General features: G+C 69.1%; 11 protein-coding genes. All 11 read right to left on the bottom strand.

Annotated features, from left to right (window positions below; all coding sequences use genetic code 11):
- A partial coding sequence (locus tag ACFWF3_RS10460) for a type IV secretory system conjugative DNA transfer family protein (protein ID WP_379313403.1) occupies positions 1–716 on the bottom strand: 716 nt, incomplete at its 3' end.
- A 31-nt stretch (positions 717–747) separates the two neighbouring features.
- The gene (locus tag ACFWF3_RS10455) at positions 748–1,314 is read right to left on the bottom strand and encodes a hypothetical protein (protein ID WP_379313402.1); all 567 of its coding nucleotides are present in this window, start codon (positions 1,312–1,314) and stop codon (positions 748–750) included.
- Complete coding sequence (locus ACFWF3_RS10450) at positions 1,311–2,966, bottom strand: peptidoglycan DD-metalloendopeptidase family protein (protein ID WP_379313401.1); 1,656 nt, start codon at positions 2,964–2,966, stop codon at positions 1,311–1,313. Before ACFWF3_RS10450 ends, ACFWF3_RS10455 begins: the two co-directional genes overlap by 4 nt.
- A gap of 61 nt (positions 2,967–3,027) precedes the next feature.
- Positions 3,028–3,336, bottom strand: coding sequence for a transposase (locus ACFWF3_RS10445; protein WP_056810706.1), 309 nt, complete (start codon positions 3,334–3,336; stop codon positions 3,028–3,030).
- Entirely contained in the window at positions 3,333–5,624 is a 2,292-nt protein-coding gene (locus ACFWF3_RS10440) for a hypothetical protein (protein ID WP_379313400.1), read from the bottom strand. Before ACFWF3_RS10440 ends, ACFWF3_RS10445 begins: the two co-directional genes overlap by 4 nt.
- A 7-nt stretch (positions 5,625–5,631) precedes the next feature.
- Positions 5,632–7,128 carry an SCO6880 family protein gene (locus ACFWF3_RS10435; RefSeq protein WP_378988993.1) on the bottom strand — a complete coding sequence of 499 codons (1,497 nt, stop codon included), beginning with the start codon at positions 7,126–7,128 and terminating at the stop codon, positions 5,632–5,634.
- Positions 7,125–8,576 carry a hypothetical protein gene (locus tag ACFWF3_RS10430; RefSeq protein WP_379313399.1) on the bottom strand — a complete coding sequence of 484 codons (1,452 nt, stop codon included), beginning with the start codon at positions 8,574–8,576 and terminating at the stop codon, positions 7,125–7,127. Before ACFWF3_RS10430 ends, ACFWF3_RS10435 begins: the two co-directional genes overlap by 4 nt.
- Before the next feature lie 56 nt (positions 8,577–8,632).
- Positions 8,633–9,448: a hypothetical protein gene (locus ACFWF3_RS10425; RefSeq protein WP_378626938.1), complete on the bottom strand. Its 816-nt coding sequence runs from the start codon at positions 9,446–9,448 to the stop codon at positions 8,633–8,635.
- Positions 9,445–10,041, bottom strand: a complete 597-nt coding sequence (locus ACFWF3_RS10420; RefSeq protein WP_379313398.1) for a hypothetical protein — start codon at positions 10,039–10,041, stop codon at positions 9,445–9,447. Before ACFWF3_RS10420 ends, ACFWF3_RS10425 begins: the two co-directional genes overlap by 4 nt.
- An 8-nt stretch (positions 10,042–10,049) precedes the next feature.
- Positions 10,050–10,304, bottom strand: a complete 255-nt coding sequence (locus ACFWF3_RS10415; RefSeq protein WP_056810720.1) for a hypothetical protein — start codon at positions 10,302–10,304, stop codon at positions 10,050–10,052.
- Positions 10,304–10,576 carry a hypothetical protein gene (locus ACFWF3_RS10410; RefSeq protein ID WP_379313397.1) on the bottom strand — a complete coding sequence of 91 codons (273 nt, stop codon included), beginning with the start codon at positions 10,574–10,576 and terminating at the stop codon, positions 10,304–10,306. Before ACFWF3_RS10410 ends, ACFWF3_RS10415 begins: the two co-directional genes overlap by 1 nt.
- Position 10,577 lies beyond the last annotated feature (1 nt).

Here is a 10,577-nt window from a genome sequence, read left to right as displayed (position 1 = left end):
GTGCGGAAGTTGACCCAGCTCAGCGGATCCCAGAACCAGGTCGGTCGTTCACCGGCAACGCCTTGTGGATCGAACACGAATGTGCGACTGCCCTTGGCTTCCTGCACATCACGGGTCGCGTCGACCACGTCACGCTTGTTCGACGTCGCCAGCACGGGCCCGATCGCGGAGAGGATCGCCGGAATGACCCGCGAGGTGGATTTGCCCTGTCGCGGGCCCCAGATGTCGAGATGCAGGTCTTCGTAGGAGCCGTAGAGCGAGGTGCCGTCGGCGACAGCGATGCCGATCGGCACACCGGGTGAGTCGTTGGTGCCCAGCTTCATCCCCAGAGCTGCCGCCTTCTCCCTGACTCCGGCCTCGGTGATCGACGCGATCGCGCTACCGCTGCCCATGTGGTCGGCCTTGTCGTCGACCGCCAACCGCCCCACACCCGCACGCTTCTTCAACCGCTTGCGGATCACCACATACGCGATGGCCGACGCGATCACCAACAGCACGATCACCGTCGACGCACGCGGCCAGTGCAGCTTGCCCCGCGCCAGATCGGCGACCACCGCGATCGGGTTGATCGGAATGGTCTGCGGCACAACCGCCAGCGCGTTGCCCAGGTGCAGGGCGACGGCGAGGGTGATCAGCGCCGCGAACCCGAACATGATCATGATCAGCGTTGTGTCGGGTCCGACCGCGGCCGGATCCGTCACCTTCTTCTTCGCCACGGGTGCCTCCTTGTGTGGACGTGGTGGGTGGTCAGCGGAACGCGTCGAGGCGCCAGCCCTGCGGGGTCTGCACCACCGTCGCGATGACGGTGCTCGGCGGTAGCTCTTCGGTGCGGCCGTTCGGGTAGACGACCGTTTGTTCGATGCCGATCTTGTACTGCGCCACCGCGGGATCGGCGCTCGCGGGCGCCGGCTCCCCCGAGGCGAAGGTGAACGCCTCCACGCGCGCTTTCGCCTTGGCCCAGTCGGCCCACTGCAGCGACGGTTTCGGAGTCGCGGTGGCCCCGATCGAACTGTCCAGCATACGTATCATGCTGGGCCCCAGCCATTCTCGCGCGCGCTGCAGCGAGGATCCGGGTTGCTCGGTCGCGGGGTACCAGGTGTAGACCTCGCGCAGCGCGACCACCGCGACACCGTCGGGAGTCGTCGGGTCGACCGCGGCTTCGAGCAGACGCGTGGTGGAAGTCGCCTCGGGACGCGTCGGCTCGGCATCACCACTGCACGCCGGAACCGAGAGCAGGACTGCCACGAGCATCACCGCCGGGGTTGTGCGGATTCGTGTTCTCTCCCACCAGGTTATCGCTGGTCGCGTGGTCACAACACCCTCCTCGCCCGTGCGTCGCCGGGCACCGCCACCTCGGCGACACCCCCGCCACCGCGGTTGCTCGTCGGCGGCACCGACTGGATCAGCCGACCATTGCCCGCGTAGATCCCGACCTGTGTCGGGCCCTGCCGGCCGAACCCGCTGAACACCAGATCACCGGCGACCGCCTTCGCGATCGGGACCTCCCGCCCGGCCTCCCATTGCTGTTCGGCGGTGCGCGGCAACGTGACCGCGCCCGAGGATGCGGCGAACACCGCCGCGGCGGTCAGTCCCGGCCCGTCGAATCCGCCACCGCTCGGCCCCTGTACGCCGCCGCCGCCCCACACATACGGTGTGCCGAGCCAGTCGTGGGCGGCCTCGACGATCTGCTCGCCGTCGCTGCCCTGCCCGGGGGTGAACCGGCCTTGCGCGCCGGGCGCGCGGTACTGGGGTTCCATCGACAAGATGTTGGTGACGTAGGGCCTGGTCTCGGAATAGTGCGCCGCATACTGATTGGGCATCCCTCCGGAGGCCAGCACCGCGCCCTCACCGGCGTTGTACCCGGCCAGGGTGAGGGCGGCCAGGTCGCCCGACACGCGCCCCGCGGCCATCCAGCCCGCGATCTTGTGGGCGATCGAGCACATGTAGCGGGCTTGTCCGATGATCGCGTCACCGTCGTCCCACACGCTGGCGGACCCGTTGCCGTCGGCGTCGATGACGTAGGGCTGACCGTCCTCGGGATTGATGCCCGCCGCCGTGCCCGGCAGGAACTGGGCCAGGCCCTGAGCGCCCGCGGGCGAGGTGAGCCCCCGCCGGAATCCCGACTCCTGCTTGGCCTGCGCGGCCAGCAGCGACGAGGAGATCTCCGGGCACACCGTCCCCGCGCGGCGATACCAGATCTCGAGTTCGGCGGGTACCTTCCCATCGGCCAATGCCCCACCGGCGCTGCCGAATCCGCGCACACAGTTCGGATCGCTCGAAAACGCCCGCGCGCCACCGACATCCGGGGTCGGCGCGCCGTCGAGCCACGGCATCGGGTCGATCTGACGACCGCCGGTGAACCGGCCACCGGGCACGATCTCGAAATGCAGGTGCGGACCGCTCGATTCGCCCGCGGACCCGACCATCCCGATCGGCTGACCCGCGGTCACCGTCTGGCCGGTGCGCACCTTGACGCCGGCGTCCCACATGTGGCCGTACACCGCGGAGTAGGCGCGACCGTTGGTGTCGACGGAATCGACGACGATCCAGTTGCCGAAACCGGAAGCGGGACCGGCGGCGACGACCCTGCCATCGGACACCGAGTAGATCGTGGTGCCGTCGGTGGCGGCCATGTCGATGCCCTTGTGATCGCCGCCGCGCGAACCGAACACATCGGAGATGGTGAACGTTCCGGTCTCCAGCGGCAACGTGCGGCGCAGCGGACCCACACCCGCAGCCAGCACCGGTGTTCCGGTGACCGCCGGATTCGATGTCGGCGCGGCAGCACTGGTCGAGCCCGCGCGATTGTCTCCACCGAGTTCGGGCAGCGTCGGCACCGACGATCCGACCAGCACATCGCCGGTCTCGCAGGTCTCATCCGAGGACGGCAGCACGATCACCAGCACCAGGGCCACCAACCCGACGACCGAGCCGAACACCGTCATCATCATCGTGCGGACGTTCACCGGCCGCCTCCCCGCGGTCCGCGCCGGGCGCCGATTCGCGCAACGTCCGCCGCGGCGGAGTTCATGTTCGGCGCCGGGACTCGTTGAGCGTGTCGGCGAGCGTGCGGTTCATTTCCGCGGCGGCGGCCAGCTGTTGTTGCAACAGCGCCACTTTGCGGCGTAGCGCGGTGGCGTCCATGCGGTCCAGGCTCGGGTCCTGGGTCGCGCGGACCCAGTTGCGCACCGAATTGGCGTGCACGCCGATCTGTTCGGCCACCATTCGGCAGGCCTCCGATTCGCTGCGCAACTTGTCGGTCAGCGCGACCACCTGGGCGACGGCGGCATTGCGGACCTCCGGCGAGACCCGGCGATAGGACCGGTGCGGCATCATTGCTCACTCCCGTTCGAATAGTCCGGCGTGCCCCTGGGGTTGTCGCCGAACTCGCTGAAGCGCTGGTTCGTGTCGTGGATTCCGCTTTCTCGCTCCGACACCGTGAACTCCATGTGGAAAGGAATGCCCGGCCGGCGATCCTCGCCGACCTTCAGCAGGAACTTGCCGGTACCGGGCGGCGACGGCCGCTGCTGGCCGGGCTTGAGCGCCTCCCCGGTGAGGGCCTGCGGCGCCGACCAACTCGTCACCATCTCCTGCTCGGCCGAGGTGAACGGCACCGTGGAGTCGAGCCTGCTGATCTCCTCGGCGGGTAGCGCGCCGAAGATCTTGGCGCGCGCGCGTTCCAGGAAGCCGATGGCCTTGGCGATCGCGGCGTCCGACCCCAGCGCCTGCAGGTCCTTGATGGTGTGGCTGATCATGATCAAAGCGGTGGCCAGGCCACGCTGCAGACGGGTCAGTTCGTCGACGCGGTCGACCATGAAGTCGCCGAGCCCGAGCACCTGCCACAGCTCGTCCATCACCACCTGGAAGTAGCGCTGCGGGCCGAGGTCCGCGTCGGCCAGCACGTGCGCGGCCTCGACGGACGCGAAACCGTCTGCCCAGCAGGCCAACATGACCGCGGCCTTGAGCTTCTTGTCACCGCTGGGGATGTGCGAGACGTCGATGCACACCGCCACGGCGCTGGTGTCGATCGGAACGCTGGTCTGGCCGTTGAAGATCGCGCCGAACGGGCCCTGGGTGAGCGCGCGCAACGATCGACGCAGTCCCTTGATCGCGTTCTGGTATTCGTCGGCGTTGTCGGCGCCCGCGTCGAGCATCATCTCGGCGCCGCCGCCGACGATCACCTCGAGCAGGTTTTCCATGATCGGCGGTTTGTCGGGGGTGAACCCGCCGGGCTGGTAGAGGATGCGCAGCGCGGTGGCGATCAGCGTTTCCTCGAAGTCGGCGACACGGGCGCCGCGAACCAGTTCCACCAGGCCCGCGATCAACGTCACCTGCCGAGCGCGCAGATCCTGCAGCACCTGACGTTGCAGTGCGGGTTCGTCCGCCAGGCGTGGCACCACCGAACCGAGCACGCCCGCGGCCAGCGGGTTCAGCTTGCCGTGTCCGTAGCCGAGGTCGATCACCTGGCCGCCGACGAGTTCGACCATCTTGCGATAGTCGGGTTTCACGTCGGCCAGGATCAGCGGGGTGATGCCCTGGGCGATGCCGCCGAGCACGATCCGGCGCACCAGCGAGGACTTGCCGAAACCGTTGAGGCCGAGCACGAACAGGCTGGGTGCGGTGATGAAACTGCCGCGCATGAACCAGTTCATCGGGTCGAAGCACACCGGGGCGCCGGTGTGCAGGTGCGAGCCGAGTGGGGTGCCGATCAACGGCGCACCGGCACCGACCGACCACGGCCACAGACCCGCGACCTGGGCGGTGGTGGCGCGATACTCGACCGGGCGGCCGACGACGTTCATCTTGCCGCCGCCCGCGCCCGAGTACCCGCGGTCGGTCAATTCGGCGGTGGTGCGGTCGAACCCGTCCTTGACCACGGCCTCGGTGCGCGCGTGCGCGTTGTTGCGGCGCAGATCGTCGGTGTGGATCCGGAACGTCGCCCAGGCCGCGCGCAGACCCGACTGCTCGCGGGCGATCATCTCGTAGCGGGCGCGGGTAGCGTCGTCGAGCAGCGAGGGGCCTTGCGAACGCCGGTCCGGCTTGGTCGATTTCGCCGACCGGCCCGAACCCATCGCCCGATCGGCGGCCTCGTCGGCCCGGACCGCGCGCACCGCCTTCGCGGGTCGCGCCTTCTTCATCGGCTTCGGTGCGGCCTGCTTGGGACGCCGGCGCGGATCACCCTGTGGGCGTTCGTGCTCCAACCGGGGACCGTGATCCTGGTCGCGCAACCCACGCTCGGCGCGCGCCCTGGCGCCCCGATCGGCATCCGGACGCGGACCCCGCGTCCGCCGCTCGCCCTCGCGCGATCGACGCGGCTCGTCCTCGCGTGGCCTGCGTGGCTCCTCGCCACGGGGCCGGGGTGGACGACCTCGCTCGGTGCGGGCTTCGTCCCGTGCCCGGTGCTCGACCGGTGGACGGCCTTCGGCCGTGCGTGATCCCCGCGCCGAGCCTTCTCGCTCGTCGCGGTCGGTGCGCTCGTCGAGGCCGAGCACGTCGTCGCTCACGCGCGGCGCGCTCCCCGCGGGCCGTGGCTCGCGTTCGCCGCGGATGCGCGGCGGCCGGTGAACCGGGCGCAACGCGACGTCGTCGCGATCGCGCACCGGGGGTTCGTAGTCGCGTCCCATAATCGCCTCACCCCGCCAATGCCTTCGGAATGGTTGCGTGTTCGGGCAGGATCACGCCGCAACCGAGAGATGCCGCGAACGCCGCGGACTGGTAGCGATAGCAACGCCGGATCTTGAGCCGAGCCTGCGTGGACAGGTCGCGGGTGATGGCCTCGATGCGGGGCAGATCACCGCGCAGCGGCTCGGTGATCGTGACCAGCGCACCGAACCGGGTGACACCGTGTCCGCGCGCCTGCTCCTCGCGCGCCTGCTGGGTGGCGCCGACGCGCAGCGTCGCCGCCGCCGAGACCACGCCGCGTTCGCTCTGCTGGGCCACGAGCGCGTTCTTGAAGTCGTCGTCGACGATCTCGGCGGCGTCGGCGGCCGAGTGCGGCCGGTAGACGATCGCGATGCGTTTGCGTGGCACTTCGGGATTGGGCGCGAGCAATCGCTGCAACACCCGCTCGTCCACCGCGCCCTCGGGCGCCGCGTCCATTTCCCAGGTCACCGAGCGGCCGCCGTCGTGGATCAGGTGATCCCACTTCTCGTCGTAGGACACCGGACCCGCGTCGTCCCAGCCGAGGCCGTGCCCACCGGGATCGGCCGCGGCCACCTCGAGGTCGGCCTGCGAGGCCGGGTCGTAGCTGCGGCGGATGAAGGAGATGACCTCCTCCGCCGACATCGGCTGCGCCCGCACGCCGGCCTCGGCCAGCGCCGCGCAGATACCGGGCAGCCTGCGCCCGATCTCCACCGCTTCCTCGGCCGGGTTCTTGCGCCGCTCGGCGGTGGTCGCCTTGAACGTGATCGCCACCCGCGGCAGCAGTTGCACACGCTCCTGCGGCAATTCGGTCGCCAGCTCGTACATCACCTGCTGGGCCAGATCGGGGGCTTCGGGGCGGGTGATCGTGGACACCTCGTTGAGCAACCGGTTTCCGGTCTCGGGCACCGTGTCGATCACCGGCACCACCGCGACGATGTCGCTGGTCTGCCCGACCGAGGCGAGGAAGGTGCCCCAGGCCGCGACCCAGCGATCGATCACCGGCTGGTCCACCGCCTCGTGCCCCTGCGGCCAGGCCCGCAACACCACCGTGTACTGCGCGAACGCGGGCAGATGGATCATCCCGAAGTGATACCCACCGGCGTCGATGCCTTCGTAGAGCTTCGACGGCGCGAGCAGCCCCGGCAATTTCGTGACTCCGCCGGGGATCCGGGAGAACCGGCCACCGCGATACACGTGCTCGCCGTTGTTGCGCGAGCGCCTCCAGTTGAACATCATCAGTCCCGTCTCATAGCCCGAGCGGCCCCCCGTCCGCCACACCAGGGGCACCATCACCAGCGCACCGAGCCCGCCGACGACGAGGCCCCATTTGAATCCACCGACCATCGCGCAGATCAGTGCCGTGATCACCACGACGAAACCGATCACGGTCTCTTCCCAGCGCAGGCCGAAAAGGCCCGCGCTGCGCGGTTTCTGCCACAGCCCGTACGAGCGGCGCTCGTAGGTGTCGGTCGCCGAGGTCGTCATCGCGGAATCGTGCTCCTGCCGAGGTCGGGTGAACGATTCGCCCAGCGGTCACCGGCGACGTCGCCCATCGATTGGTCCGCGCGCGAGGTGGTGTTGGCCGCGGTCCGAGCGGCCGCCACATTGCGGGCGCCGGCGGGTACCGAGCCCGAACTCGTCGTCGCGGGCGCGGGCGCACCCCCTCGTGGTGGCGGTGTCGGTCGTGGCGCCGCGCCACCGCCGCCGCTTCCCCCGCCCCCGCCGGGTCCACCGGGCCGCGGGCCCGCACCGCCGTTGCCGAAGTAGCCCGCGGAGCCGGGCGCCGCCACCGGCCGAGAGGCGACAGCCTTGGTGCCGATCGCACCGAGCCCCATCGCGGCTACCGCCGCACCACCGGCCACCATCAGACCCGAGCCACCGGTGCCGACCGTGGCCACCGCCGGCGCGACCAGGCGCATCAGCGCGGGCAGCACGAACGCCACGCTGCACAGCAGCACCAGCGCGACCAGCATCCGCTGCGCGTCCTCGCCGCTGGGCAAGCCGCCGGAGTCCGTGGTCTCGTCGACGTGGCCCGCGGTGGTGAACGCGATCATGTACACGATCGCGGCCACCGGTTTGAACAGCATGAACGCGATGATCCAGCCGACCAGTTTCTGATACGACTGCTTGCCGGTGCCCGTCGCCGAGGCGGCGGCGGCCAGCGGCAGCACGCCCGCGGCGACCACCAGCAGACCCTGCCGAACGATGGCGAGCACGATCTGGGCGAGCGCGCCGAGCAGGCCGACGATGGCGATGATCAGCACCAGGCCCGGCGAAAAGGCCTGCAGCTTACTGGTTTTCACCATCAACTCGGCCATGTTCTTGGCATTGCCGCCGGTGGCGTCGTCGATGATCCACTCGGAGAACTTGTCCGACGCTCGCGTACCCGCGACGATCACCGCACCCAGCATCCACGAACTGAACACCACCCTGGCGAACAGGCGGAACGATTCGGCGGCCTCGCTCACGGCCGCCCCGCGTCTGGCCTCGGCCAATCGGCCGCCGGTGATGATCACCGAGGCGATCAACAGCAATATCTGGATCTGATAGGTGTAGTCGTTGATCTTGGTGAACAGTGCCCCCGAGTCGCTCACCGCCTCGTTGGGCACCTTCATCCAGAAGGTCAATGCCAGGATCAGCGCCTCGCCGAGGCCCTTCATCAGCGAGTCGACCACCTTGCCGAAGGTGGAATCCCACGCCTTGTCCTTGACCGCGGTGGCCGCGTCGCCGGGGTGGGAGGCGGCATTGCCCGCCTTGCACACCGCCGACGCCGCGTCGCCGAGCGAGACTCCGGGGATCGCGACGCTGTCGAGGGTGTCGTGCAGTTCGTTGCACGCCTCGTCGAAGCCGTAGGTCTGGCCGTAGGCCACCGTCGGCGTCGCGATCATCACGGTGAAGATCACCGCGAAAATGGTGACGATCCGCCTCAGCATAGTTGGCACCCCTCGATGGTCCGCGCGGAATCGATCCGGGCTGTGCTGTACCTCGATCACCATGTCGTCCACCCCGCCAGCGATTCCACGTATTCGGTCTGGGTATTTGCTGTCGTCGACGGTTTGAGCCGCCAGTCACCGGCGTCCCACACCACGATCATCCGCATCGCGGCGTACAGCTGCTTGCCATCGATCACCGGGCCGCGCGAAGCCAGCCGCACGATCGCCAGATCCTCCGCGAAATCGTCGATCTTGAACGCGTCGGAGGCCACGAAATACCGGGTGACCTTCTCCGGCTGCTGTTTGGGCAGCCGCTCGCCCGACAACGCGGAGTCGTAGGCGGCCAGCTGCGCTGTGCTGACCCGCAATTGCGTCACATACAGGTCGCGGTCCGCCGGGCGGGCGTTGAGCCGGTAGGTGATCTGCGCGGCGGCCAGTGCGGCGCCCTGAGGTGTCCGCGCGTAGCCGACGGCGAGTCCGTCCTCGATTCGCGACGGCCCGTCGGAAGTGGAGAACGGCACCGACGCGCCGTAGACACGCTGCCAGCCGTGCGGTTTCGTGGTGCCCTCCGGCGCGCCGGTCAGCCAATCCGGGTCCGCGGCGGTACGTTGCGTACCCGGTTGCTGGGCCAGCGGCTGACCCGCCGGATTGTTCGGGATGTCCACCCGCCTGCCGAGCAGGTCGACCTCGGGTTCGGCGAATCCCGTTCCGCCCGCGGCCTGGGCGGGCGGCGGCGCGTTGTCCACCTCGCTGCCGCCGTCGCGAGTGAAGTACACGACGGCGCCGACGACCATGATCAGGGCGAGCAGGGCACCGGAGGCGATCATGCCGAAGGACGCGCGGTCGCGCGTGCCCGGCTCCTTCTCGCTCACTGCGGTGCCTCCAATGTCACAATGTCCTGCGGTAATTCATCGATCGGGTCGACCGGCCGGTCGGTGGACCGGGGATCGGGTAACTGCAGCCGCCAGTCTCCGCCGTACCAGCTCACCGTGGTGTGGTTCACCGCCCGTGACCGGTCGGAGTATTCGGTATAGACGTCGACAGTCGTTCGCTCGTCACGATATTCGGTAATTTTGTAACCCAACAATTTCGGCGCGTACTCCGCCGTGGCGGGTCCGGTGATCGACAGCTGTACTCGGTTGATCGCCCACTCGTCCCGCGCGGGCCCCGGGACGAGTTCGGCGTTCACCACCTGGGCCCACTGACTGTCCGGCGCCACCGACAACCGGATGGTGTGGGTCAGTGCCGCCAGCCCGGCCCCGCGCGGGGAATGCTCGAACCCCGTCGCGGCGCCCTGCCCCACTGTTGTCGGGCCCTGATCGGTGTGCGGCAGGGAGATGCCCTGGTAGTCCTGCCAGCCCACCCCGGTCGGCGCGGCTGTCAGGTCGGGGCCGGTATCACCACCGCCGCCACAGCCGACGGCCGCGGCGAGCAATGCGATACCGACCGCAACCGGTCGTGTCACTGTGGAATTCATGCCGGCAGGAAGGCCAGCGCGATCGCCGACGCGGTGCTGGCCACCGAGGCACCGATCAGGCTCATCAGGACGCCGTGTGAGGCGTCGTTGACCGCCAGGTCGCTGCGGAACGCGATCCACAATCGACCCGCCGACAGGATCATCCAGGCCAGGCACGACAGCAGGACGAACCAGAGCAGCCAGTTGAGCAACTGCATCATCGGCGCCAACACGTCGGCCGGGATCTGTTTATAGGCGAGCACGGTGATCACTAACCGATGACCGCACTCATGATCGTGCCGGCGCTGGTCGCCACGACGCCACCGATCATGGCGCCCGCCACCATCTTCGGCGATTCGAGACCACCACCGGTCCAGCGCTCCCACGCGAACTTGCCGCCCGCGTAGGTGATGCCGCAGATGCCCGACAGCAGCACGAACCAGGTGAGGTAACGCACCAGCTGCAGGATCTTCTCCGAGCCGGGAGGAGCCTCCGGGGTCGGGTTACCGACCTGGGCCAGCACGGTGCCGTACGTGTCCTGCACC

It is taken from the genome of Nocardia sp. NPDC060220, from assembly GCF_042727815.1.
Classification (GTDB): Bacteria; Actinomycetota; Actinomycetes; order Mycobacteriales; family Mycobacteriaceae; genus Nocardia.
Note: the sequence above shows the minus strand (reverse complement) of the source record. Positions and strands in the feature narration are given on the sequence as shown.

Bases quoted from the DNA above. Each gene is read 5' to 3' on its own strand.
- ACFWF3_RS10445 (WP_056810706.1), bottom strand. From the start codon at position 3,336: ATGATGCCGCACCGGTCCTATCGCCGGGTCTCGCCGGAGGTCCGCAAT.
- ACFWF3_RS10440 (WP_379313400.1), bottom strand. From the start codon at position 5,624: ATGGGACGCGACTACGAACCCCCGGTGCGCGATCGCGACGACGTCGCG.
- ACFWF3_RS10435 (WP_378988993.1), bottom strand. From the start codon at position 7,128: ATGACGACCTCGGCGACCGACACCTACGAGCGCCGCTCGTACGGGCTG.
- ACFWF3_RS10430 (WP_379313399.1), bottom strand. From the start codon at position 8,576: ATGCTGAGGCGGATCGTCACCATTTTCGCGGTGATCTTCACCGTGATG.